General features: G+C 63.4%; 26 protein-coding genes. 9 read left to right on the plus strand and 17 right to left on the minus strand.

The annotated features are described in order from the left end of the window. From zwf to DBV08_RS20200, 8 genes are all read left to right on the plus strand, one after another. Nucleotides 1-1,545, plus strand: a complete 1,545-nt coding sequence (gene zwf, locus DBV08_RS20165) for a glucose-6-phosphate dehydrogenase (protein ID WP_003944956.1) — start codon at nucleotides 1-3, stop codon at nucleotides 1,543-1,545. Further along, nucleotides 1,545-2,453, plus strand: a complete 909-nt coding sequence (opcA, locus tag DBV08_RS20170; protein ID WP_095970270.1) for a glucose-6-phosphate dehydrogenase assembly protein OpcA — start codon at nucleotides 1,545-1,547, stop codon at nucleotides 2,451-2,453. The genes zwf and opcA overlap by 1 nt, the downstream gene beginning before the upstream one ends. Then, entirely contained in the window at nucleotides 2,446-3,186 is a 741-nt protein-coding gene (gene pgl, locus DBV08_RS20175) for a 6-phosphogluconolactonase (RefSeq protein WP_095970183.1), read from the plus strand. Before opcA ends, pgl begins: the two co-directional genes overlap by 8 nt. A 325-nt stretch (nucleotides 3,187-3,511) precedes the next feature. After that, nucleotides 3,512-4,432, plus strand: coding sequence for an SDR family oxidoreductase (locus DBV08_RS20180; RefSeq protein ID WP_124568621.1), 921 nt, complete (start codon nucleotides 3,512-3,514; stop codon nucleotides 4,430-4,432). Between the two features lie 25 nt (nucleotides 4,433-4,457). Next, the gene (locus DBV08_RS20185) at nucleotides 4,458-4,802 is read left to right on the plus strand and encodes an iron chaperone (protein ID WP_124568622.1); all 345 of its coding nucleotides are present in this window, start codon (nucleotides 4,458-4,460) and stop codon (nucleotides 4,800-4,802) included. Nucleotides 4,803-4,834: 32 nt separating this feature from the next. Beyond that, on the plus strand, nucleotides 4,835-5,557 hold the full coding sequence (locus DBV08_RS20190) for an AAA family ATPase (protein WP_124568623.1): 723 nt from the start codon (nucleotides 4,835-4,837) through the stop codon (nucleotides 5,555-5,557). A 28-nt stretch (nucleotides 5,558-5,585) separates the two neighbouring features. After that, on the plus strand, nucleotides 5,586-5,906 hold the full coding sequence (locus tag DBV08_RS20195; RefSeq protein ID WP_124568624.1) for a TfoX/Sxy family protein: 321 nt from the start codon (nucleotides 5,586-5,588) through the stop codon (nucleotides 5,904-5,906). 121 nt (nucleotides 5,907-6,027) lie between these two features. Beyond that, on the plus strand, nucleotides 6,028-6,540 hold the full coding sequence (locus tag DBV08_RS20200) for a hypothetical protein (protein ID WP_260395666.1): 513 nt from the start codon (nucleotides 6,028-6,030) through the stop codon (nucleotides 6,538-6,540). On the opposite strand, the gene DBV08_RS20205 is transcribed toward DBV08_RS20200, so the two are convergent. The 3 genes from DBV08_RS20205 to secG form a co-directional block, all read right to left on the minus strand. Further along, the gene (locus tag DBV08_RS20205) at nucleotides 6,527-7,312 is read right to left on the minus strand and encodes an oxidoreductase (RefSeq protein WP_124568626.1); all 786 of its coding nucleotides are present in this window, start codon (nucleotides 7,310-7,312) and stop codon (nucleotides 6,527-6,529) included. The genes DBV08_RS20200 and DBV08_RS20205 overlap by 14 nt on opposite strands. Nucleotides 7,313-7,418: 106 nt before the next feature. After that, nucleotides 7,419-10,193, minus strand: coding sequence for a phosphoenolpyruvate carboxylase (ppc, locus tag DBV08_RS20210; protein WP_124568627.1), 2,775 nt, complete (start codon nucleotides 10,191-10,193; stop codon nucleotides 7,419-7,421). 103 nt (nucleotides 10,194-10,296) lie between these two features. Further along, nucleotides 10,297-10,530, minus strand: coding sequence for a preprotein translocase subunit SecG (gene secG / locus DBV08_RS20215; RefSeq protein ID WP_095970190.1), 234 nt, complete (start codon nucleotides 10,528-10,530; stop codon nucleotides 10,297-10,299). A 209-nt stretch (nucleotides 10,531-10,739) separates the two neighbouring features. On the opposite strand from secG, the gene DBV08_RS20220 reads away from it, so the two are divergent. Next, nucleotides 10,740-11,525: a tyrosine-protein phosphatase gene (locus DBV08_RS20220; RefSeq protein WP_124568628.1), complete on the plus strand. Its 786-nt coding sequence runs from the start codon at nucleotides 10,740-10,742 to the stop codon at nucleotides 11,523-11,525. A gap of 91 nt (nucleotides 11,526-11,616) precedes the next feature. On the opposite strand, the gene tpiA is transcribed toward DBV08_RS20220, so the two are convergent. The 14 genes from tpiA to DBV08_RS20290 all read right to left on the minus strand — a co-directional run bounded on the left by tpiA (nucleotide 11,617) and on the right by DBV08_RS20290 (nucleotide 25,127). Continuing rightward, nucleotides 11,617-12,402 carry a triose-phosphate isomerase gene (gene tpiA, locus DBV08_RS20225; protein ID WP_124568629.1) on the minus strand — a complete coding sequence of 262 codons (786 nt, stop codon included), beginning with the start codon at nucleotides 12,400-12,402 and terminating at the stop codon, nucleotides 11,617-11,619. A 6-nt stretch (nucleotides 12,403-12,408) separates the two neighbouring features. After that, entirely contained in the window at nucleotides 12,409-13,620 is a 1,212-nt protein-coding gene (locus DBV08_RS20230) for a phosphoglycerate kinase (protein WP_003944901.1), read from the minus strand. 17 nt (nucleotides 13,621-13,637) lie between these two features. Beyond that, the gene (gene gap / locus DBV08_RS20235; RefSeq protein WP_003944851.1) at nucleotides 13,638-14,657 is read right to left on the minus strand and encodes a type I glyceraldehyde-3-phosphate dehydrogenase; all 1,020 of its coding nucleotides are present in this window, start codon (nucleotides 14,655-14,657) and stop codon (nucleotides 13,638-13,640) included. A gap of 158 nt (nucleotides 14,658-14,815) precedes the next feature. Next, entirely contained in the window at nucleotides 14,816-15,793 is a 978-nt protein-coding gene (gene whiA / locus DBV08_RS20240) for a DNA-binding protein WhiA (RefSeq protein WP_021344225.1), read from the minus strand. Next, on the minus strand, nucleotides 15,790-16,848 hold the full coding sequence (gene yvcK, locus DBV08_RS20245) for a uridine diphosphate-N-acetylglucosamine-binding protein YvcK (RefSeq protein ID WP_124568630.1): 1,059 nt from the start codon (nucleotides 16,846-16,848) through the stop codon (nucleotides 15,790-15,792). Before yvcK ends, whiA begins: the two co-directional genes overlap by 4 nt. Beyond that, nucleotides 16,845-17,744, minus strand: a complete 900-nt coding sequence (gene rapZ / locus DBV08_RS20250; RefSeq protein ID WP_185564773.1) for an RNase adapter RapZ — start codon at nucleotides 17,742-17,744, stop codon at nucleotides 16,845-16,847. Before rapZ ends, yvcK begins: the two co-directional genes overlap by 4 nt. Then, nucleotides 17,741-19,933 carry an excinuclease ABC subunit UvrC gene (uvrC, locus tag DBV08_RS20255; protein ID WP_124568631.1) on the minus strand — a complete coding sequence of 731 codons (2,193 nt, stop codon included), beginning with the start codon at nucleotides 19,931-19,933 and terminating at the stop codon, nucleotides 17,741-17,743. Before uvrC ends, rapZ begins: the two co-directional genes overlap by 4 nt. A 74-nt stretch (nucleotides 19,934-20,007) precedes the next feature. After that, the gene (locus DBV08_RS20260) at nucleotides 20,008-20,481 is read right to left on the minus strand and encodes a PH domain-containing protein (RefSeq protein ID WP_124568632.1); all 474 of its coding nucleotides are present in this window, start codon (nucleotides 20,479-20,481) and stop codon (nucleotides 20,008-20,010) included. Further along, the gene (gene ribH / locus DBV08_RS20265) at nucleotides 20,478-20,975 is read right to left on the minus strand and encodes a 6,7-dimethyl-8-ribityllumazine synthase (RefSeq protein ID WP_003944999.1); all 498 of its coding nucleotides are present in this window, start codon (nucleotides 20,973-20,975) and stop codon (nucleotides 20,478-20,480) included. Before ribH ends, DBV08_RS20260 begins: the two co-directional genes overlap by 4 nt. Next, a complete protein-coding gene (locus DBV08_RS20270; protein WP_003944833.1) occupies nucleotides 20,972-22,246 on the minus strand; it encodes a bifunctional 3,4-dihydroxy-2-butanone-4-phosphate synthase/GTP cyclohydrolase II in 1,275 nt (424 codons plus the stop codon). Before DBV08_RS20270 ends, ribH begins: the two co-directional genes overlap by 4 nt. Nucleotides 22,247-22,356: 110 nt before the next feature. Further along, nucleotides 22,357-22,965, minus strand: a complete 609-nt coding sequence (locus DBV08_RS20275; protein WP_003944892.1) for a riboflavin synthase — start codon at nucleotides 22,963-22,965, stop codon at nucleotides 22,357-22,359. Between the two features lie 5 nt (nucleotides 22,966-22,970). Next, nucleotides 22,971-24,023: a bifunctional diaminohydroxyphosphoribosylaminopyrimidine deaminase/5-amino-6-(5-phosphoribosylamino)uracil reductase RibD gene (ribD, locus tag DBV08_RS20280; protein WP_124568633.1), complete on the minus strand. Its 1,053-nt coding sequence runs from the start codon at nucleotides 24,021-24,023 to the stop codon at nucleotides 22,971-22,973. 8 nt (nucleotides 24,024-24,031) lie between these two features. After that, nucleotides 24,032-24,715 (minus strand): ribulose-phosphate 3-epimerase, encoded by a 684-nt coding sequence (gene rpe, locus DBV08_RS20285; RefSeq protein ID WP_019748384.1) that lies wholly within the window; start codon nucleotides 24,713-24,715, stop codon nucleotides 24,032-24,034. Between the two features lie 64 nt (nucleotides 24,716-24,779). Next, nucleotides 24,780-25,127 carry an MmcQ/YjbR family DNA-binding protein gene (locus DBV08_RS20290; RefSeq protein ID WP_095970197.1) on the minus strand — a complete coding sequence of 116 codons (348 nt, stop codon included), beginning with the start codon at nucleotides 25,125-25,127 and terminating at the stop codon, nucleotides 24,780-24,782. Nucleotides 25,128-25,152 lie beyond the last annotated feature (25 nt).

A 25,152-nucleotide genomic window follows, 5' to 3' on the forward strand; every position in this document is an offset into this window, starting at 1 on the left:
GTGAGCGATTCCGCGGCGGCATCAGATTGGGTGAATCCCCTTCGGGACAGCACCGACAAACGGCTTCCGCACATTGCGGGGCCCTGCGCCCTGGTGATTTTCGGTGTTACCGGCGACCTTGCCAGGCGCAAGCTCATGCCCGCCATCTACGACCTCGCCAACCGTGGACTGTTGCCGCCCGGATTCGCTCTGGTCGGGTTCGCCCGGCGTGACTGGACGGACGAGGACTTCGCGAACGTCGTCCTCGAAGCAGTCAAGGACGGCGCTCGCACCAAGTTCCGTCAGGACGTGTGGGAGCGGCTCGCCGAAGGCATCCGGTTCGTGGAGGGCAGTTTCGACGAGGCCGAGGCCTTCCAGAACCTGTCCGACACGTTGGCCACGCTCGACAACGAGCGTGGCATCGGCGGCAATCACGGTTTCTACCTTGCGATTCCGCCCAACGCGTTTCCTCAGGTGCTCGAGCAACTGTCGGCGTCGGGCCTCGCGCAGGCCGAGGACGGTCAGTGGCGGCGAGTCGTCATCGAGAAGCCGTTCGGTCACGACCTCGAGAGCGCTCGCGAACTGAACGCCGTCGTCAACAAGGTGTTCCCCGAGGACACGGTCTTCCGTATCGACCACTACCTCGGCAAGGAAACCGTCCAGAACATCCTGGCTCTGCGCTTCGCGAACCAGTTGTTCGATCCGATCTGGAACGCGCACTACGTCGACCACGTCCAGATCACGATGGCCGAGGACATCGGCCTCGGTGGCCGCGCCGGGTACTACGACGGCATCGGCGCAGCCCGCGACGTGATCCAGAATCACCTGCTGCAGTTGCTCGCGTTCACAGCGATGGAAGAACCCATCAGCTTCGAGCCGCTCAACTTGCAGGCGGAGAAGATCAAGGTCCTCTCCGCTACTCGCCTCGCCGAGCCCCTCGACGAGACCACCGCCCGCGGCCAGTACGCGGGCGGCTGGCAGGGTGGGCTGCCCGTGGTCGGGCTCCTCGAAGAAGACGGCTTCGCAGCGGACTCCATCACGGAGACCTTTGCCGCCATCACCCTCGAGGTCGACACCCGCCGATGGGCGGGTGTGCCGTTCTACCTGCGTACCGGCAAACGACTCGGCCGTCGCGTCACCGAGATCGCGGTGGTGTTCAAACGTGCACCGCACCTGCCGTTCGACAAGACGATGACCGAAGACCTCGGCCAGAACGCTCTGGTCATCCGGGTGCAGCCCGACGAGGGCGTCACCATGCGGTTCGGTTCGAAGGTTCCCGGATCGAGCATGGAAGTCCGTGACGTCAACATGGACTTCTCGTACGGTCAGGCTTTCACCGAGTCGTCACCGGAAGCGTACGAGCGACTCATCCTCGACGTGTTGCTCGGCGAGCCGTCTCTCTTCCCGGTCAATGCCGAAGTCGAATTGTCTTGGGAGATCCTCGATCCCGTCCTCGAACACTGGGCAGCCGGCGGCAAGCCGGAACCCTACGAGGCCGGAACGTGGGGACCCCCGTCTGCAGACGAAATGATGCAACGCACCGGACGCGAATGGAGGCGACCCTAGTGATTCTCGATTTGCCGTCCACCACCACGGTCCAGGTCAGCAAAAAACTGGTCGAGGTCCGCAAGACCGGCGGCGCTGTCACCTTGGGGCGAGTGTTGACGCTCGTCGTCTGCACCAGGGACACCGGGAATGCCGAGGAAGCCATCGAGGCTGCCAACGAGGCAAGCCGAGAGCACCCTTGCCGCGTCATCGTGCTTCTGCGTGGTGACGAGCAGAGTGAGCCTCGACTCGACGCTCAGATCCGTGTCGGCGGAGACGCCGGCGCCTCGGAGGTCGTGGTGCTGCGCCTCTACGGTCCGTTGGCCGATCACGAGAGCAGCGTCGTCATCCCGTTCCTGCTTCCCGACACACCGGTTGTTGCCTGGTGGCCCCTCGAGGCACCTGAGATTCCGGCCAAGGATCCCGTCGGGAGGCTCGCGATACGGCGTATCACCGATGCCACCGGCGCACCCGATCCGACTGCCACCATCAAGGGTCGACTCGCGTCGTACACCGCCGGTGACACCGATCTCGCCTGGAGTCGCGTCACCTATTGGCGCGCTCTGCTCGCGTCGGCTCTCGATCAGCCGCCGCACGAGAAGATCACCTCCGCAGTGGTCTCCGGTCTCAAAACCGAACCGGCACTGGATATTCTCGCCGGTTGGCTGGCAGCCAAGATCGACGGTCCGGTCATCCGGCGTACGGGTGAGCTGACGGTCGAGTTGAAGCTCGAGACTCGCAGCATCTCCATCAGTCGTCCGCAGGAGGGAACGACTGCAACCTTGATCCGCACCGGTCAGCCTGACGCGTTGGTTTCTCTGGGGCGCCGAGAGACACGCGATTGCCTCGCCGAGGAATTGCGTCGACTCGATCCCGACGAGATCTACGAAGAAGCGCTGGCAGGACTGGAGAAGGTGACCTATGAGTGAAGTTGTCGTAGAGAAGTTTTCCGACGCCGGCAAACTGGTCGATGCTGCTGCCGCACGCCTGGTCACGACCATCGTCGACGCCCAGAAAGCTCGCGGAGTCGCGTCCATCGTTCTGACCGGCGGCGGAACCGGCATCGCACTTCTCGAGAAGTTGCGTGCGGCACCCGGCGACATCGACTGGTCGCAGATCGATCTGTACTGGGGCGACGAGCGGTTCCTGCCGTCCGGCGATCCCGAGCGGAACGAAGTGCAGGCACGTGAGGCACTCCTCGATCACGTCGCGGTCGATCCCGACCGGGTGCACCCGATGGCTGCATCCGACGGTATCTACGACGGTGATCCCCACGGTGCGGCGACGGCGTACGAACAACTGCTGGGTGCTCAGGCGCACGGCAATCAGGTTCCGACGTTCGACGTGCACCTGCTCGGTATGGGCGGCGAAGGGCACGTCAACTCACTGTTCCCGCACACCGATGCTGTTCGCGAAGAAGCGCGTTTCGTCGTCGCGGTGACGGACTCCCCCAAGCCGCCGCCGGTTCGTATCACGCTGACGCTGCCTGCTGTTCGGCGAGCCAAAGAGGTCTGGCTACTCGTCTCCGGCGCTGCAAAGGCCGAGGCCGTTGCCGAAGCCGTCGGAGGTGCTTCCGCCGAAGACTGGCCGTCAGCCGGTGCCACCGGCCTGGTTGCGACACGTTGGTTCCTCGACACGGACGCCGCCTCGCAGCTTCCGTAATCTGATTTCACGGATCTGATTTCACACCGGGCCGGGAATCGTCTTCAGGCGATTCCCGGCCCGGAGGTGCATCGAGGGTGTTCTCACAGTGGCAAGTCCCGACTACAAGACGAGTCCGGACCAGAGGCGAATTCCCTTTGGATGCAACTGAACTCAATCCCGAGATTCCACTTCTCCAACGGGCACTCTGCCCCACACAACGATTCATTTCTCTCCCTGTCTCGTTCTTCGAGCAATTACTTCCTTGGACGCCGCGGAGTACGGTTCGGTTCCGCTGAGCGCCCTCGCTCTTGAACGAAGCAATCCAGGCGAGAACAATCGAACAATGTCGTGGACACCGAATCCGGACGCACTTCGCGGGCGAGTTGCTGTTGTTGCCGGGGCGACGAGGGGCGCCGGACGCGGGATCGCCGCAGCCTTGGGCGAGGCCGGTGCAACCGTCATCTGCACTGGCCGGAGCACATCTGCCGGAATACTTCAGTCGGACTATCCGCGCGGCGAAACCATCGAGGAGACGGCAGACCTTGTCACCGAACTCGGCGGCGTCGGCGTGCCGATTGCCGTCGATCATCTCGAGAGCACGCACGTGGCAGATCTCGCCGAACGCTTGCGCGCCGACTATCAACATATCGACATCTTGGTCAATGACATCTGGGGCGCGGAACTGCTCAAGGGTGGGCCGGCGGAGTGGAACACGCCGGTATGGGAACTCGATCTGGACAAGGGCTTTCACATCTTGCGTCTGGCGATCGACACCCACATCACCACGTCGCATCACCTCCTGCCGCTGATGATCGATCGGCCAGGCGGACTCGTCGCCGAGATAACCGACGGCACTACCGAATACAACGCGTCGAACTATCGCATCTCGGTGTTCTACGACTTGGCGAAGGTGTCCGTGAACAGGCTCGCATTTTCGCAAGGCCACGAACTTGCCCCGTTCGGCTGTACTGCCGTCGCCATCACTCCCGGGTTCCTACGATCAGAGATGATGCTCGACAACTTCGGTGTCGGCGAATCGAATTGGCGTGACGCTTTGTTGCCGGTTCGAGATGGTCCGACTGCGCCTGCGGATTTTGCCCGCTCCGAGTCACCAAGATTCATCGGACGTGCGATCGCCGCCCTCGCCGCCGATCCGAATCGGAAGCGATGGAATCAGCGATCGGTCAGTTCAGGCGAACTCGGAACGGAATACGGGTTCACCGACACCGACGGCAGCCGACCGGATTTTTGGCGAGCCAACTGAATCCGACTGTGATTAAGATCCGAGCATGGCCGAATTCGCGACGATCGACCAATACACTGCGTCGTTTCCCGCCGACGAGCAACGAGTCCTCGAGAGCATCCGCGAGACGATCCACAACACCGTTCCCGGCCTCGATGAAACCATCAGCTATCAGATGCCCACCATGAGAGTGAACGGGAAGAACCTGGTTCACTTCGCAGGCTGGAAACACCACATCTCGATGTACCCGCTCCCGGCAGGGGATGCAGAGTTCGAGAAGTCCGTCGACCCGTACCGGGCTGCGAAATCAACGGTGAAGTTCCCGCTGAACAAACCGATCCCTCTCGACCTCGTGGCCCGAATCGTCGAATTGCTCGCGCAGCGCCACTAGCCCCAGTTCCCGTCGGAGCCTTGTGAGAGCGTATGGCCGTGCAGAGACAACCCATCCGACGCATCAAGACCGGGACATCGTCAGGCGCTGACGTAGGCAGCTGGCCGATGACGGTACCCGCTGTTGCGCAGATCGTTCAGGACGGTCTCGAACTTCCACCGGGTGTCACCATTCTGGTCGGCGAAAACGGAGCGGGAAAGTCGACCGTCATCGAAATTCTCGCCGCCGTTCTCGGTCTCAATGCCGAAGGCGGGTCGACCAATACGCGGCATCAGACTCGATCGAGTGAACCGGGCGGCCTCGACCTTGTGGTCGAGCGGAGTCCCGGCGCATCGAAGTGGGCGTACTACCTCCGAGACGAAACCTTGCACGGGCTGTACACGTATTTGGAGGACAACCCCAATCCCAGGCGACCTGAACCGCTTTACCATCACCTCTCCCACGGTGAGGCGCTGCTCGAGATCCTGTCGTCGAGGACCTCGGACGGCGGCTTCTATCTCATCGACGAACCCGATGCCGCACTCTCCTTCCAAGGAACTTTGACGCTGGCCGCGTTGCTTGGCGAACTGGTGGAATCCGGCGCGCAGGCGTTGATCGCGACGCACTCGCCGATCATCGCGGCGCTGCCGAACGCCAATCTGCTCGAGATCGGCGAATGGGGAATCAGGAGTGCAGCCTGGGAGGACCTCGACCTCGTCTCGAACTGGCAGCGATTCCTTCACGACCCGCAGACGTACCTGCGCCACCTGATCTAACCTGGAACTCCACCCCCAGGAGGCCTCCATGGCATACGACAAAGCGCTGGCCGAGCGTATCCGCGACGCGCTCTCGGGCGAGGACGACGTCGAAGAAGTCAAGATGTTCGGTGGCCTGAGTTTCATGGTCAACGGGAAGCTGGCCGCCAGCGCGAACTCACACGGAAACATCATGGTCCGCTGCAACCCCGATCGAGTCGATGAGCTCCTGACCCACAAGGGTGCGAGTTGGCCCGAGATGCGGGGTAAGCCGATGAGCAAGGGATGGATCGTGGTCGACCGAACGGGTACGAGTTCGAACGTCGAGTTCGATGCGTGGATCAAGGAAGCTCTGGACTTCGTTCACTGACCGGTAGTGCCGCCTCGAGCAATTTCGGTCGATTCGGCAAAAGTGAACTGGGCGGCCCTTAGACTCCGGAAAAGCATCGGATTGGGCGCCTCGACGGCGCGGAGGAAAGGTGGTCCGTCGCGTGACGTTCACACCCAATCAGCCGGATCACCAACGCGCCTTCGGGTTTCAGAGGCCGACGACCCACGCGGTTCCCTCGCTCATGCCCGATCGTTTCGGACCTAGCCTCATCGGATCGCTGTGGGCGTGCGCCGGGATCGTCGCCGGAAGCCTCGGCCCGTGGACGTCGTCCTCCGCCCTCGACCACAGTGGTATCGACGAATGCGGAGTGATCACTCTCGCCCTCGCCCTGTGCGCGGTGACCGCGCTGATCGCCCTCATGGTTCGAGACGTCACCCCCGAGATGAAGAATCACTGCACCGGCCCTTTGGTCGGAATCGCTGTCTTGATCGTTGCCGTCGGAAACGCCGCCTCCATTGTGCGGCGTAGTACCGAGGTCGCAGGGCACACCGCCGGACCGTCCATCGGGTGGGGACTGTGGGTGGTCGTCGCGTCCGCCGTGATCCTGTGCATCACCTCGTCGACCGTCGCGCACATGATCAGGTTCCAGGCAGCAATGATCACAAGGTCTTGATCAACCCGCCGTCGATCACGAAATCCGCACCCGTCACGTTCCCCGCGCGATCGCTGACGAGGAACAACACCAGGTCCGCTACCTCTTCGGGAAAAGTGAATCGGCCCGTCTCGGCGCCGGCGGCGGCACTGTCGACGATATCGTCGACGGCTGAACCATTCGCCTTCGCCAGCGTCGAGGCCACTCCGTGCTCGCCGAGCCACAACTCCGTCTGCACCGGACCAGGGCTGACGCTATCGACGCGAATCCCCTTCCCGCCGAGTTCCTTCGACAACGACTTCGAGAAGTTGGTCAACGCCGCTTTCGCGGCGCTGTAGTCGATCACCGTGGGGTCAGGCAAGAACGCGTTGACCGAACTGATCGTCACGATGCTCCCGCCACCTCGGCCGATCAACTGCGCCAGCGCAGCGCGAACTGTGCGTACAGCCGACAAGAACGTCAGATTGAACGAGGAAACCCACTCTTCGTCTGTGATGGCCGCGAAGCCGCTCGTTCGCGGGGTGACGGCGCCGACGTTGTTGACCAGAATGTCGACGCCGCCCCTAGCTGCTGCAACCTCGAGTAGTCGGGTTGATCCTTCGGCACTCGCGAGATCGACGCCGACAAAGGTGACGGCGCCGCCGGACTGCAGCGATTCGAGTTCCGGCGAGAGAGACCGAGAACCGGCAACTACGTGAACACCCTCGGCTACCAGTGCGCGCGTGACGGCCAACCCGATGCCTTTTCCCGCGCCGGTGACCACGGCAGTTCGTCCATTCAATTGCAGGTCCACTGCGGTCCCCGTTCGGTCCTGCGCGCAGCGGTAGGTGTGCGTGCGACGGCTCTAGAGTCGCCGCACGCACACCTCGGTAAACCTGCAGAACCAGCCGCTGTTACACCTAGCCACTGTTACGAAGTGCGGTGGCCAGGCCGTTCATCGTCAGCTGGATTCCCCGACGCACCTGATCGCTCTCGTCGCCGGAACGGTACCGGCGGATCAGCTCGACCTGTAGATGGTTGAGAGGTTCGAGGTACGGGAACCGATTGTGGACCGAACGCTCGAGTCCCGAATTGTCGGCGAAGAGGTTCTCGTTGCCCGTGATCGCCTTGTACATGCGAATCGTGCGTTCGTGCTCGTCGGTGATCATTCCGAAGACTCGATCGCGTAGTTCGGCGTCGGGCACGAGGTCCGCGTAACGGGCCGCCAAACCGAGATCCGACTTCGACATCACCATGGCCATGTTCGAGAGCACGGTTCGGAAGAACGGCCACTTCTCGTACAGAGCCGTCAACGTGGCGAGCCGAGTGTCGTCTCCGTCGATCCATCGTTCGAACGCGGCGCCGGTGCCGTACCACCCCGGAAGCATCACGCGAGACTGACTCCACGAGAGCACCCAGGGAATGGCACGCAGGTCGGAGATCGCCTTCGTCTGCTTGCGAGAGGCCGGGCGAGAACCGATGTTGAGTGCCCCGATCTCGGCGACCGGTGTCGACGCTTCGAAGTACTGCACGAATCCTGGTGTGTCGTGCACCAATTCGCTGTACGCGGTACGAGCGAGGGCCGCCAACTCGTCCAACACCGCGTAGGCCGCATCGGCGTCGCTGCCAAGTCCTTCGACGTCGAGCAACGTCGACTCGATAGTCGCGGCGATGAGTGTTTCGAGGTTGCGATGCGCCAGGCGCGGTTCGGCGTACTTGGCCGCAATCACCTCACCCTGCTCGGTGATGCGCAGAGAACCGGCGACTGCACCGGGAGGCTGCGCGAGAATCGCTTCGTAGCTCGGTCCACCGCCACGTCCCACGGTTCCGCCGCGGCCGTGGAAGAGCCTCAACCTGATTCCGCTCTTACGCGCGGCATCGACGAGGTCGAGTTCGGCACGGTACAGCGCCCAGTTGGCGGCGAGATACCCGCCGTCCTTGTTCGAGTCCGAGTATCCGAGCATCACTTCCTGACTGTCACCGCGAGATCGGACGATGGCGCGATAGATCGGGATGTCCAGAGTCGCCAGTAGCGTGTCGGCTCCGCCCTGCAGATCCTCGATCGTCTCGAACAGCGGGACGATGCCGATCGGGCAGGAGGGTTCGCTACCGACGCCCGGATCGAGCACCCCGACCTCTTTGAGCAGCACCGCAGCTTCGAGCATGTCACTGACCGAGGTGCACATGCTGATGATGTAGTTGGGTACTGCGCCCGCCCCGAGAACCCGCACTGCCTTGGCTCCGGCCGCCATGATCGCCAGTTCCTTGGTGGTCAATTCGCTGAACTCGGCGTCCGGCGAAGTCAGCGGTCGCCGCGTCGTCAACTCGGCCGACAGCAATTCGACTCGATCGGCTTCCGGCAAGGACGCGTAGTCCGGGTGGACTCCGGCCCATGCCAGAAGCTCTGCGACGACGCTTTCGTGGACCTCGGAGTTCTGCCGCATGTCCAGACCGGACAGGTGAAATCCGAACACCTCCACCGCTTCTCGGAGCCGATCGAGTCGATCGTCGGCGATGGTCTCGTCGCCGAAACGACGCAGCGAGGTGTCGATGATGCCGAGATCCCGCTGCAACTGTGCCGGATCGGTATACGCCTCGAGACCGTCATCGGAGCCGTGGGCGGGCAACTCCCCCAGCACGGACAATGCAGTGGCGCTCAATCGCCCGCGGATACCGCGAATGGCGCGACGGTAGGGCTCATCGGCCCGGAAGGCGGAATCGTCGCCGGAGGTGGACGCCAGCAGATCCAGTTCGGGGGTGACGGACACCAAGCGCGCCGACATCGACAGTTCACGCTCGAGATGTTCGAGTTCCTCGAGATGGTGCTCGAGAGCAGTTGCCGCGGCGCGTGACGTGGCGCGCTGGACGATTTCGCCGGTCACGTACGGGTTGCCGTCGCGGTCACCGCCGATCCACGAACCCGGCCTCAGGATCGGTTGCGTCAGAAGTCCGGCGTCCGGCCAACGCGTGCGCAGAGCTTTGCGGACCTCCGCATTGATCTTCGGAATCACCTCGAACAACGCCGCGTCGTAGTAACGCAGGCCTACCTCGATTTCATCCTGAATACGGAGGCGGCTGAGCCGGATCAGAGCCGTCTGCCACAGGGTGAGGATCTGACGGCGCAATTGCAGATCGACGTCAGCGGTTTCGGCGACGCTCAGCGCCGTGCGCTCGCGGTATCGCATCAACTCGGTGATCCGACTCTGCGTCTCGAACACCGTGCGGCGTCGAGTCTCCGTCGGGTGAGCGGTGATGACGGGCGAGACCAGGGCGCCCCGCAGTGCTTCTTCGACGGTGGCCGAGTCGATATCGGCTGCATCAAGTTTGGTGTACGTGGCCGCGAGAGTGCTGTCGCGGGGCGGTTCACCCGCGTTGACGTGGATGGCCCGTCGACGCTCGCGGTGGATGTCCTCGGCCAGGTTGGCGAGCAGTGCGAAGTGACTGAACGCCCGGATGACGGGAATGGCGTCGTCCGTACTGATTTCGGCGAACAGCGAAACCAGTTCGGCGCGGTCGATCTCCGACCGACGGACACGAAACGACTCGACGCGGGCTCGCTCGACCAGATCGAACACATGGTCGCCGGCTTGCTCTCGCACTATTTGTCCGAGTATTCCGCCGAGAAGCCGGATGTCTTCGCGCAGCGGCTCGGTGGCCTCTCGCGGTGTTTCTCGATGCGACGCGGTTTCAGTCATCACACAATTATCGACCGAAACAAAGAACCCCGCTCGATAGGCGGGGTTCCGTGTCTGAAATTCGTGTGTGACGAACTACCGGCTGTAAGTCATGTGCCGAGAATCAGGCGAACTTGATCTCCAGGCCGATGCCGACGATCGAGATGAGCCAGATCAACGCGGTGAAAACAGTCAACCGGTCGAGGTTCTTCTCGACAACAGTCGATCCGGACAGGCTGGACTGGACACCGCCACCGAACAGACTCGACAAACCGCCGCCCTTACCGCGGTGCAGGAGCACCAAGGCGATGAGGAGCAAGCTGGTGACGACCAGCAGGATATCCAGGAACAGTTTCATGTCTGTCTACGTCCACCAATCCAATAGGGACAACTACAACCGATAACACCATACAGGCGCGCACAGATAACCTGACCACATACCCACCTTGCGCATGACTTTGCTCCCGGCCAGGCACAACTCTTGGTCAGTGGCATCGATCACACGGTCGAGATACCGATTCAGTAGTTTCTCAGTAGACGCGACTCTACCTCCGAAAGGCCCGCTCCATGCTCTCCGACGCAACCCTGCCTGACACTTCCTTGCCTGACACACCGCGTCTGGCTTCGATTCACAACTTCCGCGATGTGGCCGGCCCCGGATACGTGACGACCAGCGGACAGGCGATGAGCCGCGGCGTCTTCTACCGCGCCAACGTGCTCACGCCCTCGCCCGACGATCTTGCAATCGTGGAATCACTGGGGCTGACCGCCGTCTACGACGTGCGATCCGAAACCGAAGCGAGCGAAACTCCCGACATCGTGCCCGTGCCGGCGATGTACGCGCACATTCCCATCCTGTCCGGCAACATCCACGCCGAAGCGATGGCAATCCGAACAGCTGACGCTGCAACAGCTTTCATGCAGAACATCAATCGCAGCTTCGTCGTAGACCCCGTCACACGTAACGGATTCTCACAGTTGTTCGCCGCCTTGGCGACTACCGCAGGGCCGCAACTCTTCCACTGCACTGCAGGCAAGGACCGAACAGGCTGGGCGGCAGCGCTACTGCAGACACTCGCCGGAGTACCGCGAGAAACGATCATGGCGGACTACCTGCTCACGAATACGTACTCGGCCGGGTACATCGATGCGACGGTCGCGAAGATCGCCGACGCCACAGATACCGACAAGGGCGAGGTGATCCGGTTGCTGCTCTCCGTCGACGCACGTTACCTGGATGCCGCCTTCGAACAGGTGGAGCACCACTACGGGACCGTCGAGAACTATCTGACCTCAGGGTTGGAGCTTGCTCCGGAACTGATCACAACGTTGGAATCCAAACTCGTCAGCTGAATCCGGCAAATCAAAAACTGCGGGCGTGTGACCTACTCGGTCACACGCCCGCAGTTTGAGTCCTGCAGTTTCAGCTCACTGCCCGATCACATCACGGGAGTGGACCGCCTGCCGCGATCGCAGACAGTGTCGCGAACTCGTCAGCCTTGAGCGACGCGCCGCCGACAAGAGCGCCGTCGACGTCGGTCTGGCCGACGATCTCTCCGACGTTCTTGGAGCTGACGCTGCCGCCGTACAGAACGCGAACGCCGGCCGCGACCTCGGCGTCGGCAAGTTCGGCAACTGTTGCTCGTACCGCAGCGCACACTTCCTGTGCATCGGCGGCAGAAGCGACACGGCCGGTGCCGATGGCCCAGACAGGCTCGTACGCGATGACGGTCTTGGAGATCTCCTCCGCGCTCAGGCCCGCCAACGAACCCTTGAGCTGGTCGACGTTGTAGGCGACGTGATCGCCTGCTTCGCGGATCTCGAGGCCTTCACCGATGCACACGATCGGTGTGAGGCCGTTCTTGAGAGCAGCCTTGGTCTTGGCGAGGACGGTCTCGTTGGTCTCACCGTGAAGGGTGCGACGCTCGGAGTGACCGACCACGACGAAGGTGCAACCGAGCTTGGCCAGCATGGAGCCGCTGATCTCGCCCGTGAACGCACCCGAGTCCTGAGCCGAGACATCCTGCGCGCCGTACGTGAGGAGGAGCTTGTCGCCCTCGATCAGCGTCTGGACGCTACGGATGTCGGTGAACGGCGGGATGACCGTGACATCCACTTTGTCGAAGTACTTCGCAGGCAAGGAGAATGCGATCTTCTGCACCAGGGCGATGGCCTCGAGGTGGTTCAGATTCATCTTCCAGTTGCCGGCGATCAACGGCTTACGTGCCATGTCGGATCAGCCTTCCAGTACTGCGATGCCGGGCAGCTCTTTGCCCTCGAGGTACTCGAGGGAAGCGCCACCACCGGTGGAAATGTGCGAGAAGCCCTCGTCCGGGATACCGAGCTGACGAACGGCTGCTGCGGAGTCGCCGCCGCCGACGACGCTGAAGGCGCCCTTCTCGGTTGCCTCCACGATTGCCTCGGCGACACCGCGGGTGCCTGCCTCGAACTTCGGGAACTCGAACACGCCCATCGGGCCGTTCCAGAACACCGTCTTGGCGCCGGTCAGGATCGCGGCAAAGCGCTTGACCGACTCCGGTCCGATGTCCAGACCCATCCAGCCGTCGGGAATCTTGTCGAACGGAACGATCTTCGACTCGGCATCGGCCGAGAAGGAGTCCGCGACAACGACATCCTGAGGAATGTGGATGACGTCGGCGTACCGGTCGAGGAGATCCTTGCAGGTCTCGATCATGGACTCTTCGCACAGCGAATTGCCCACGGAGACACCCTGAGCTGCGAGGAACGTGTAGAACATTCCGCCGCCGATCACCAGAGTGTCGACCTTCGGTGCCAGTGCCTCGATGACGGCCAGCTTGTCCGAGACCTTGGAGCCGCCCAGCACCACTGCGTACGGGCGCGCTGCGTCCTGCGTGAGCTTGGCGAGCACCTCGACCTCGGCGCCGACCAGGTAGCCCGCGTAGTGCGGGAGCAGCTTCGCGACGTCGAAGACCGACGCCTGCTTACGGTGAACAACACCGAATCCGTCGGAGACGAATGCGCCGTCGTCACCGACCAGCTCGACGAGAGCTTTGGCGAGCTTGACCCGCTCGGCTTCGTCCTTGCTGGTCTCGCGAGGGTCGAAACGGATGTTCTCGAGCATCAGGACGTCACCATCGGTGAGTCCTTCGGAACGAGCCAGCGCGTCCTGTCCCACGACGTCACCGGCGAGTTGCACGTTGCGACCGAGGATTTCGGCCAACTTCGCGGCAACCGGTGCGAGGGAGAACTTGGGATCGGGCTGACCGTCTGGGCGCCCGAGGTGCGCGGTCACGATGACCTTCGCTCCACCCTCGGCAAGAGCCCGCAGGGTGGGAGCGGACGCGACGATGCGGCCCGGGTCCGTGATTTCTCCGCCATCCAACGGGACGTTGAGGTCGGAACGCACCAGTACGGTGCGCCCCTCGACCCCAGCGTCCAGCAGATCCTTCAGCGTCTGAACTGCCACTGTTATCGAAACTCCGCTCAGAGAGACTTGGCGACGAGGCCGATGAGGTCGGCGAGGCGGTTGGAGTAGCCCCACTCGTTGTCGTACCAGGAAACGATCTTGACCTGGTCGTCGATGACCTTCGTCAGACCCGAGTCGAAGATCGACGAGTGCGGGTCGGTGACGATGTCCGAGGAGACGATCGGTGCGTCGGTGTACTTGAGGATGCCCTTGAGGGGTCCTTCGGCAGCAGCCTTCATCGCGGCGTTGATCTCGTCGGCAGTGGCCGACTTCTTCAGGTTCGCGGTGAGGTCGGTGACCGAGCCCGTGGGGATCGGCACGCGCAGTGCGTAGCCGTCGAGCTTGCCGAGCAGCTGCGGGAGAACCAGGCCGATGGCCTTGGCTGCACCGGTGCCGGTGGGAACGATGTTGAGGGCGGCTGCGCGGGCGCGACGGAGGTCTGCGTGCGGTGCGTCCTGCAGGTTCTGATCCTGGGTGTACGCGTGGATCGTGGTCATCAGACCCTTGACGATGCCGAACTCGTCGTCGAGAACCTTGGCGATGGGGCCGAGGCAGTTGGTGGTGCACGACGCGTTGGAGATGATGTTCTGGCTGCCGTCGTACTTGTCGTCGTTGACGCCCATGACGATGGTGATGTCTTCACCCTTGGCCGGAGCCGAGATGATGACCTTCTTGGCGCCGGCTTCGAGGTGTCCCTTGGCCTTTGCGGCGTCGGTGAAGATACCGGTGGACTCGACGACGACGTCGACGCCCAGCTCGCCCCAGGGAAGTTCGTTCAACGGGCCGCGGTGTGCGAGGGCCTTGATGCGCTGATCGCCGACAACGATCGTGTCGTCACCGTCGAGCGACACGTCGTACGGCAAACGGCCGAGGATGGAGTCGTACTTCAGCAGGTGAGCGAGCGTCGCGTTGTCAGTCAGGTCGTTGACTGCCACGATCTCGATATCGGTGGTTCCGAGCGCCTTCTGCGCATCCACCGCCCTGAAGAAGTTACGTCCGATACGGCCGAAACCGTTTACGCCAACCCGGACAGTCACAATTCGCTCCTTTGACCATGATTCTGGTGTGCAACTTGACCCACGCATACTCCGAATCCGTGTGTGCACGACGCGGACGTGGGGTTCATCGGTCGATGTGACTCATACCCTAATGCGCGTGGCCCGAACGTGCGCAGCCCACCCTGACGGAGGGCAGGTCACCCCTCTTCGAGTAGCTCCACGTTCACTGCGGATTCGGTGTCGGGTATGCCCGTTTCTTTCGCCTTGCGATCAGCCATGGACAGCAGGCGACGGATACGTCCGGCGACGGCGTCCTTGGTCATCGGCGGGTCCGCCAACTGGCCGAGTTCTTCGAGGGACGCCTGCCGATGTTCGACGCGCAGTGCGCCCGCCGCCGCGAGGTGATCGGGCACGTCCTCGCCGAGGATCTCCAACGCACGCTCGACGCGTGCAGCGGCTGCGACGGCGGCGCGGGCCGAGCGTCGCAGGTTGGCGTCGTCGAAGTTGGCGAGGCGATTGGCAGTGGCGCGGACCTCGCGTCGCATCCGTCGCTCCTCCCACACCAGACGCGTGTCCTGTGCTCCCATTCGAGTCAGGAGATCGCCGATGGCCTCACCGTCACGGATCACCACACGATCCGTTCCGCGCACCTCACGTGCCTTCGCCGAAATCCCGAGACGCCGCGCAGCACCGACCAGAGCAAGTGCGGCTTCCGGGCCCGGGCAGCTTACTTCGAGCGCCGACGAACGGCCGGGTTCGGTCAGGGAACCGTGCGCGAGGAACGCTCCGCGCCACGCCGCTTCGGCGTCGCCGACACTTCCGCCGACCACCTGCGCGGGCAAGCCGCGGACCGGGCGTCCGCGAAGATCGAGCAATCCTGTCTGGCGGGCCAGCGCCTCGCCTTCCTTCGCCACGCGCACGATGTAGCGAGCGGACTTACGCAGCCCGCCCGCGCTGAGTACGTGAACGTCGGCGCTGTAGGTGAACAGGTCGAAGATCTCCCGGCGCAGACGTCGCGCCGTGGAGCCCAGATCCACCTCTGCCTCGACGACCACCCGGCCGCCGACGATGTGGAGTCCACCGGCAAAGCGCAGCAACGCGGAGACCTCTGCCTTGCGGCAGCTGACCTGAGTCACCACTAACCGGCTCAGTTCGTCCTTGACCTCCGCTGTCATTGCCACGAAGCGTTCTCCCTCTGTTCTTTCTCGGACTGCTGTTCTTGCAGGGACTGCTGTGTCGAATCCCCTACTGCCGCACCGCTCGACAGTTCAGCCAGTACATCGGCCAGTTTTGCCGGATCGTGTACATGCGCTGCGCCCGGTGAGGTGTCCGCGACATCCGCGTACCTGACTTCGGCTGAAAATTGATCCGCCGCACGCTGCAGATGTTCACGTTCACGCCCGGCCGGTACCGACGCCGAGTCGACCACCACGTAGTCGACCCGGAAATCGGGCACGTGTTGGGAGAGTACGTGCAGGTGACGCTCTGCGGAGAATCCGGCGGTCTCCCCAGGCTCGGGGGCGAGATTGAGCACCAGCACCTTTCGAGCCTTCGTCGACGACAGTGATTCGACGAGTTCGGGTACCAGGACGTGCGGGATCACGCTCGAGAACCACGATCCCGGACCGAGCACCACGAGATCGGCACGATCGATCGCAGTTACTGCGTCGGGGCACGCGGGCGGATTGGACGGGAGCAGTCTCACACGCCGCACCTTGCCCGGCGTGGTCGCGACGGCGACCTGTCCACGAATGCAGCGGCTGACGCGGGGGTCCTCTTCGAGTCCTTGAACGTCGGCTTCGATCTCGAGCGCGATCGGCGACATCGGCAGCACACGGCCACGGATTCGCAGCAGTCGCGCCATCTCGTCGAGCGCGACGACCGGATCGCCGAGCACCTCGGTGAGGCCGGCCAGGATGAGATTGCCCACCGAGTGCCCGGCAAGTGCGCCGACACCGCCGAAGCGATGCTGGATGGTCCGCGTCCAGTCGACGATCTCGGGTTCGTCCGACGCGAGAGCCGCGAGCGCCATCCGGAGGTCACCGGGCGGGATGACGCCGAGTTCGGCGCGCAGCCGACCCGAGGAACCACCGTCGTCAGCGACGGTGACCACTGCGGTGACGTCGACTGTCAGGCGTCTGACGGCCCGGAGGGTGGCGAACAATCCGTGGCCGCCGCCGAGCGCGACAATCGCCGGATCGGAAGACGTGCGCTGTGTAGGTTCACTCATTCGCGCCCCAGATCCCGGTGCACGATGCTGACGGAGATGTCTTCCTCGGAACCCAAACGCCTCGCGAGAGCTTCCGACATGGCCACGCTTCGGTGCTTACCGCCGGTGCACCCGACTGCAATTGTCATGTAGCGCTTTCCTTCTCGTCGATATCCGGCGATGGTCAAATCCACCAGATGCCGGTAGGTGTCGAGATAGTCTTCCGCACCCTCGCGGGACAACACGTAATCACGGACGTTGGCATCCTGACCGGTGTGCGGACGAAGTTCGGGGATCCAGTGGGGATTGGGCAGGAATCGAACGTCACAGACGAGATCGGCGTCCATCGGCAGGCCGTACTTGAAGCCGAACGACTGGACCGTCACCTTCATCGTGCGGTTGGCGTCGTTTCCGAATGCGGTTTCGATCTTCTGACGCAGCTGATGCGCCTTCAGCGCAGACGTGTCGATGACCAGATCTGCGGCTGCCTTCACCACAGCCAGCTGGCGACGCTCGGCTGCGATGCCTTCGGACAACGTGCCGTCGATGCCGTCGTTCTGCAAGGGATGGCTGCGGCGTACCTGTTCGAACCGTCGGATCAACACGTCGTCCGACGCTTCGAGGTAGAGCACCCGGGTGTGGATCGGTTCCGCTTCGAGTTCGGTGAGCACCCAACCGAGGTCGCCGGTGAAGAGTCGACTCCGCACGTCGATCACGACGGCAAGACGATCGACCGGCGGATCGGAGGTCAAGCTCAGACCGACCATTCGGGATATGAGCTCAGGTGGCAAATTGTCCGCGACATACCAGCCGAGGTCCTCGAGCACCTTGGCAGCGGTACTCAAACCTGCTCCGGACAATCCCGTCACCAGCAGGAAATCCATCGTTCGACTGTCTTTGGCGCTGTCGGTAGTCACTGTGCACTCGGCCCCGTCGTCGGCATGGACAATTCTCGCGACTCGGAGCCCTCGTCACCGCTACCGGATTCGACGCTGGGCGCGTCAGCAGACGTAACAGACGATTCGGATTCCTTGTCCAGCTCATCATCCCCTACCGGCGCGGGCAGCGCGCGAGCTTCAGCCCCCGTATCGGCTGCGGCCGAATCCGTTCCGAGTGCGGCCAGAACCGCTGTGGCGGTGGTCTCACCGATACCAGGGACCTGCATGATCTCCTCGACCGTTGCCGTTTTCAGCTTTGCCACGGAACCGAAGTGCGCCACCAGAGCGGTACGACGAGTTTCACCGAGCCCCTTGACCGAGTCCAGCGCCGAAGCCGTCATCCGCCTCGAGCGTTTGCTGCGATGGAACGTGATCGCGAATCGGTGAGCTTCGTCTCGGATGCGTTGCAGTAGGTACAACGACTCGCTCGTTCGGGGAAGGATCACCGGATCTTCTTCCCCCGGTACCCATACCTCTTCGAGTCGCTTGGCCAATCCGACTACCGCGACGTCGGTGACCCCCAGCTCGTCGAGGACCGCCGCTGCCGCCGTGACCTGAGGGGCGCCGCCGTCCACGACGAACAGATTGGGTGGATAGGCGAACCGCCGAGGCCTGCCCGTCGCCGGGTCGATCGCCGCTTCGGGAGCGAGATCCCCACCGTCCGCGTCCATGGTCGACGCTGACGCGGCGAGAACGCCCAGGTCGCGGTTGTGTCGCAGAAACCGCCTGCGGGTGATCTCGGCGATACTCGCCACGTCGTCGGAGTGACCGTCGCCGGCTGCTTCCTTGATCGCGTAATGCCGGTAGTCCGACTTACGCGGGAGCCCGTCTTCGAACACGACCAGTGACGCCACGACGTCGGTTCCTTGGACGTGACTGATGTCGATGCACTCGATTCGTAGTGGAGCCGAGTCCAGGTCCAGTGCTTCCTGGATGCCCTGCAGCGCCGCGGAGCGTGAAGTGAAATCGCCGGCGCGCTTGAGCTTGTGCTGCGCCAGAGCTTCTTTCGCGTTTCTCTGGACCGTTTCGGCGAGGTCTTTCTTGTCTCCGCGTTGCGGAACCCGCAGTTGCACTTGTGATCCCCGAAGCTTGCTCAGCCACGCCTGGATCTCGGTCGCGTTTGCCGGTAGGACCGGCACGAGAACTTCCTTGGGAACGGCGCTGATCCCGGCCTCGGAGCCCGCTCCCGGGTCGAGTGCCGCCTGCTCACCGTAGAACTGGGTGAGGAACTGTTCGACCAGGATCGGCAGGTCGGACTCGGCGTCGAGTGCGGCCCAGTCGATGGCGTCACCTGCCTTCTCCACGACCCATCCACGCTGACCCCGCACGCGTCCGCCGCGCACGTGGAACACCTGAACGGCGGCCTCGAGATCATCGGCGGCAAAGGCGACGAGATCAGCGTCGGTGCCGTCACCGAGTACGACTGCCTGCTTCTCGAGCGCCTTGCGCAAGGCTCCGATGTCGTCACGCAGACGGGCTGCGGTCTCGAAGTCGAGATCCTCGGAAGCCTGCTGCATGCGCTTCTCGAGATCTTTGACCAGCTTGTCGGTACGGCCGGCGAGGAAGTCGCAGAAATCTTCGACGATCTGTCGATGCTCCTCGGCGCTGACTCGCCCGACGCAGGGCGCCGAACACTTGTCGATGTAGCCGAGCAGACACGGACGACCGATCTGGTTGTGCCGTTTGAAGACTCCGGACGAGCACGTTCGCGCGGGAAATACTCGCAGCAGCAGATCGAGGGTTTCGCGGATGGCCCACGCATGAGAGTAGGGACCGAAGTAGCGGACACCTTTGCGCCGCGGACCGCGGTAGACGAACAGCCTCGGGAACTCTTCGTTGAGCGTCACGGCGAGAACCGGATACGTCTTGTCGTCGCGGTACCGCACGTTGAACCGCGGATCGAATTCCTTGATCCAGTTGTACTCGAGCTGAAGCGCTTCGACTTCGGTACTGACGACGGTCCACTCGACGCTGCCGGCGGTGGTCACCATCTGCCGCGTACGGGGATGAAGTGTCGTGACGTCCGCGAAGTACGAGTTCAAACGTGAACGGAGGCTTTTCGCCTTTCCGACGTAGATGACCCGACCATGCGGATCGCGAAATTTGTAGACGCCCGGCGCAGCCGGAATGGTTCCGGTAGCGGGGCGGTAAGTCGAGGGATCCGGCACGGTTTCAGGTTAGTCGCCGCCACCGACCGACTCGGAAACGCGCAGGATACGGGCACCGAACCGGTCGGAAGACGTCAGTTGCTCTTGTGCGCGACCGGTGCGTAGCGGTCGGCCAGTTCGCGGAACTTACCGACCGTGTCGACGGCGTACTCGCGGTCGTTGGACTGGATCGCCATCACGGCCATGTACTCGTCGTCGGGCAATTCGATGCGTGCCCAGGCGGCACCGTCGGGGAACGAGAGTCCCTCGAACAGATCCCAGTCGACGATCTTCTCGCCCAGGATGTTTCGGACGGCGATTCCCTGCTTGCCCACCTTGACCCGGGGGCGCGTCAACATCAGCACACCGAGAGCCAGAATGGTGCCGATACCTGCCATCGCAAGTTGGTCCGCGGCACGGAAGTACACGCCGGTGGACCCCTGACGGAGCAGGAGTGCCAGTGTGACGTGAACGATCACCAGGAGTACTGCAACTCCGATCGCGTACCGCGTGGACTTACGCGGTGACACAATCAGTTCCCAGTTCTCGTTGTCGCCGGGTGTGCTCATCGAAACGAATCCTCGGTCCATGGTGCTCGGAGGTGGCGCAGGGTCACTGCGGTGTCCAGTGCGGCGGCGCAGGCCTGTGCGCCCTTGTCCTCGACGCTACCCGGCAGCCCTGACCGGTCAAGAGCCTGCTGCTCGGTGTCGGTGGTCAGGACACCGTTACCCACCGGAGTGCTTTCGTCGAGCGAGACGCGTGTGAGACCGGCAGTAACCGCGTCGCACACGTACTCGAAGTGCGGCGTGCCGCCGCGGATGACGACGCCCAGAGCAACGACGGCGTCGTGAGTGCGAGCCAATGCCTGCGCGACGACGGGCAGTTCGATCGCACCGGCGACACGGACCAGTGTCACGTCCTTGATCTGTGCCTCCTGCGCGACGCGTTGCGCGCCGGCGATCAGGGCCTCGGAGATCGTCGCGTGCCACTGCCCGGCAACGATCGCCAGCTTCAGATCCTTCGCTTCGGCGATCGCGAGCTGCGGCTGACCTTCGCCGCTCACAGCGCGGTTCCCGGCTGTGCGGTGTTCTGGTTCGCCTCGTACTCGTCGAGTCCGATCAGATCGTGCCCCATCCGGTCGCGCTTGGTGCGCAGGTAGGTGAGGTTTTCGGCGTTCGCGCGCAGCGGCATCGGAACGCGATCGGTGATCTGCAGGCCGTAGCCGTCCAGACCCACACGCTTGGCCGGGTTGTTGGTCAGCAGACGCATCGACGAGATTCCCAGATCGACGAGGATCTGCGCACCGATGCCGTAGTCACGGGCGTCGGCAGGAAGTCCGAGTTCGAGATTTGCGTCGACGGTGTCCGAACCGGCGTCCTGGAGCTGGTAGGCCTGCAGCTTGTGCATGAGACCGATGCCACGACCCTCGTGTCCGCGCATGTACAGGACAACGCCGCGGCCTTCCTGGGCGACCATGTCCAGTGCGGCGTCGAGCTGCGGGCCGCAATCGCACCGCAGCGAACCGAAGACGTCGCCGGTGAGGCACTCGGAGTGAACGCGGACGAGTACGTCACTACCGTCGCCGTCGGGGCCTGCGATGTCGCCGCGCACCAGCGCAACGTGCTCGACCTCGTCGTAGATGCTCGTGTAGCCGACAGCAGTGAACTCACCGTGGCGGGTGGGGATGCGGGCCTCGGCGATGCGCAGCACGTGCTTCTCGTGCTTGCGACGCCACGCGATGAGGTCGGCGATCGAGATGAGAGCAAGGTTGTGTTCGTCGGCGAAGACTCGCAGCTCGTCGGTCTGAGCCATCGCGCCTTCGTCCTTCTGGCTGACGATTTCGCAGATGACGCCGGCGGGACGCAGGTCCGCCATGCGGGCGAGGTCGACTGCAGCTTCCGTGTGGCCAGGACGACGCAGTACTCCGCCTTCCTTCGCGCGGAGCGGAACGACGTGGCCGGGACGAGTGAAATCGTTGGCACCGGATTCGGGGTTGGCGAGCAGACGCATCGTCGCAGCGCGGTCCGACGCCGAGATACCGGTACCGATTCCTTCACGGGCGTCGACGGTCACCGTGTACGCGGTGCCGTGCTTGTCCTGGTTGGTGGCGTACATCGGGGGCAGGCCCAACCGATCGCAATCGTCACCGTCGAGCGGCACGCACAGGTAGCCGGAGGTGTAGCGAACCATGAACGCCACCAGTTCCGGGGTGGCCTTCTCGGCGGCGAAGATGAGATCGCCTTCGTTCTCACGATCCTCGTCGTCCACGACGACAACAGCTTTACCTGCAGCGATATCTGCTACTGCGCGCTCGATACTGTCGAACCTGGTCACGTGCTCGCACTCCAAAGTCTTGACTATTCACATCATCGAATACAACGAGTGCATCCGACGGATGCACTGACAACCCTACGACCAATCGGACGGGTCCGATCAGCCTGGTCCTACCGACCGGCAGAGTGAAGCCGCTCGACGTACTTCGCGATCACGTCCACCTCGAGGTTGACCGGAGTACCGACCACAGCGGTACCGAGTGTCGTCAACTCGAGCGTTGTCGGGATCAGCGAGATCTCGAAGTACTCGAACCCGCGGTCGCCGCCCAGCGCGGAGACCGTGAGCGAGACTCCGTCGACGGTGATGGAACCCTTCTCGACGACATAACGGGAAATGGAATCCGGCAGTGCGATCCGCACTACCTCCCAGTTCTCGGACGGCGAGCGGGAGATGACATGGCCTGTTCCGTCGACGTGCCCTTGAACCAGGTGGCCGCCGAGTCGGCTGTTCAGCGCCGCGGCACGCTCGAGGTTGACGCGAGAGCCGACATCCAACTTCGCCAGGCTCGAGCGATTCAACGTTTCCTGCATGACGTCGGCGGTGAACGAACCGTCGGCAAGCACGTCGACCACCGTCAGGCACACACCGTTCACCGCGATCGAATCGCCGTGACCGGCGTCGGAGGTGACCAGTGGCCCGCGCACCGTGAAGCGTGCAGCATCGACCAGTTCTTCCTTGGCGACGATTTCGCCGAGTTCTTCCACAATTCCTGTGAACACGCGCCCTACTCCTCGTTCCCCGGAGCAGAACTCTCCGGAACCAGACTCAACAAAATATCGGGACCGATCGTTACCGCGGACTCCAAACGGAATCGGTGGGCGTCGGTGATGGTGTGCACTCCGGCGTCGACAAGTGCGGAAGCGCCCGCGCCGAGCAGTATCGGAGCGATGTACGCCTCGATGACGTCGACATATCCGGCGGCGAGGAATGCTCCGGCCAGACGGGGCCCACCCTCGAGAAGTACGTCCGTGTACTCCCCCAACGCCTCGACCACTTCGGCGATGTTGTCGGTGTTGAGTACCAGAGTCGGCGCGGTGTCGTCGAGAATGCTTGCAGTCGACGGTATTTCACGCTTTCCGACGACGACGCGCACAGGCTGGTGCGCCGCGAGCTCGCCCGTGGACTGACGCGCCGTCAGCCACGGATCGTCGGCGAACACGGTGCCGGTGCCGACCACGATCGCATCGATCTGCGCCCGCTGCGCATGTACGCGCGCTCTCGCCTGCGGACCGGTGATCCACTGACTCGTTCCGTCCTCGGCGGCGCTGCGTCCGTCCAGACTGGCCGCGTACTTCCACGTGATGTGCGGGCGACCGGTGCGCTGTTTGTGCAGCCAGGCTCGCAGTGGACCTGCTTCCACCTCGGGTGCTCGCAGTCCGGCCGTGACGCTGATTCCGGCTCGCATGAGCGTCGCTGCACCCCCGGAGGCTTCCGGATTGGGATCACCGACGGCGTAGACAACCGCCGAAACTCCGGCGTCGATCAATGCCTGCGAGCAGGGGCCGGTTCGTCCCTGGTGATTGCACGGTTCCAGTGTCACCACTGCCGTTCCGCCGCGTGCCGCATCGCCGGCCTCGTCGAGAGCCACGACCTCCGCGTGCGGTCCACCGGGAGGTTGCGTCATTCCGACGCCCGCGATGGTGCCGTCGGCAGCGAGGATGACCGCGCCGACCGGCGGGTTGGGGCTGGTGAATCCGCGCGCGGAATCAGCTGCAGCAAGCGCAATCTGCATCGCGGCGTCGAGATCAGCCGTCGACGCCTGTCCACCTTTTGCCATCGAGCGGCTCAGACCGACAGCGTCAGGTGCGGCGACGCCGAGGCGGCCTGCGCGCGGAGCTTGCGCACGGCCTCACCGGGATCACTCGCTCCGTACACCGCCGAACCGGCGACGAAGCAGTCGATCCCCGCTTCGGCGGCCTGCTCGATCGTGGAAGCGTTGATGCCGCCGTCGATTTCGACGAGGAGCGTCAGCTCACCCGAATCGACGAGCTTGCGAACTGCACGTGCCTTGTCGAGCACCTGCGGCATGAAGGACTGACCACCGAATCCGGGTTCGACGCTCATGATCAGGAGTGTGTCGAAGTCCTTGAGGATTTCGAGGTAGTCGTCGATCGGGGTTCCGGGCTTGATGCTCAGCCCCGCCTTGGCGCCGGCCGCACGAATATCGCGGGCAACCGAACGCGGGTCGTCGGTGGCCTCGGCGTGGAACGTGACGTTGTACGCGCCGGCCTCGGCGTACGGCGGCGCCCAACGCTCCGGGTTCTCGATCATGAGGTGGCAGTCGAGCGGAATGTCCGTCGCCTTCAGCAGACTCTCGACCACCGGCAGACCCAGCGTGAGATTGGGAACGAAATGCGCGTCCATCACGTCGACATGAAGCCAGTCGGAGCCGGACACGGCAGTCGCTTCATCGGCGAGTCGAGCGAAATCTGCGGACAGAATGGACGGTGCAATCATCGGGGAAGCCACGACGCCGAGTTTAGCTGTGTCTCATCGCCGACCGCGCATGCACCACGGGGCAGGTGCGCCCTGGTCAGTTCTTCACGACACTCCGCAGCTTGCGCACCTTGGCGGGTGCCTTGATCCGCCACGCATCTTCGAGCATCTCCGCAAGTTGTACCTCGTCGATCAGTTCGAGGTGCACGAGGATCGAGCCGTGACCGTGATAGTGATCCGTGGTGAAGAAGGGCGCCTCACCACTGGCGAGTAGCGCCTCCTTCTCGTCCAGACCGCACATCACGACCAAGGCACCCTCCGCTTCGGTGCGGAGCCGCGCAAAAGTCTTGCCTGCCACCTTGAGTGCCGGGGTGTTGTACGAGGTCGACTCCTCCACGGAGGGAAGAGCCGAACCCAGTACTACAACCTGTTCCCACGTAACCATGTAGGCACCATACGACTACCGATGC

Origin of the sequence: Rhodococcus sp. KBW08 (assembly GCF_003852455.1) — a bacterium.
Taxonomy (GTDB): domain Bacteria; phylum Actinomycetota; class Actinomycetes; order Mycobacteriales; family Mycobacteriaceae; genus Rhodococcus_F; species Rhodococcus_F baikonurensis.

Coding starts and splice junctions, on each gene's coding strand:
- DBV08_RS20220 (WP_124568628.1), top strand. CDS start 10,740: ATGCTCTCCGACGCAACCCTGCCTGACACTTCCTTGCCTGACACACCG.
- secG (WP_095970190.1), bottom strand. CDS start 10,530: ATGAAACTGTTCCTGGATATCCTGCTGGTCGTCACCAGCTTGCTCCTC.
- DBV08_RS20180 (WP_124568621.1), top strand. CDS start 3,512: ATGTCGTGGACACCGAATCCGGACGCACTTCGCGGGCGAGTTGCTGTT.
- DBV08_RS20185 (WP_124568622.1), top strand. CDS start 4,458: ATGGCCGAATTCGCGACGATCGACCAATACACTGCGTCGTTTCCCGCC.
- ribD (WP_124568633.1), bottom strand. CDS start 24,023: ATGGCAAAAGGTGGACAGGCGTCGACGGCTGATCTCGACGCCGCGATG.
- DBV08_RS20260 (WP_124568632.1), bottom strand. CDS start 20,481: ATGAGCACACCCGGCGACAACGAGAACTGGGAACTGATTGTGTCACCG.
- yvcK (WP_124568630.1), bottom strand. CDS start 16,848: ATGAGTGAACCTACACAGCGCACGTCTTCCGATCCGGCGATTGTCGCG.
- tpiA (WP_124568629.1), bottom strand. CDS start 12,402: ATGGCACGTAAGCCGTTGATCGCCGGCAACTGGAAGATGAATCTGAAC.
- DBV08_RS20290 (WP_095970197.1), bottom strand. CDS start 25,127: ATGGTTACGTGGGAACAGGTTGTAGTACTGGGTTCGGCTCTTCCCTCC.
- whiA (WP_021344225.1), bottom strand. CDS start 15,793: ATGACAGCGGAGGTCAAGGACGAACTGAGCCGGTTAGTGGTGACTCAG.
- DBV08_RS20190 (WP_124568623.1), top strand. CDS start 4,835: ATGGCCGTGCAGAGACAACCCATCCGACGCATCAAGACCGGGACATCG.
- pgl (WP_095970183.1), top strand. CDS start 2,446: ATGAGTGAAGTTGTCGTAGAGAAGTTTTCCGACGCCGGCAAACTGGTC.
- DBV08_RS20195 (WP_124568624.1), top strand. CDS start 5,586: ATGGCATACGACAAAGCGCTGGCCGAGCGTATCCGCGACGCGCTCTCG.
- ppc (WP_124568627.1), bottom strand. CDS start 10,193: ATGACTGAAACCGCGTCGCATCGAGAAACACCGCGAGAGGCCACCGAG.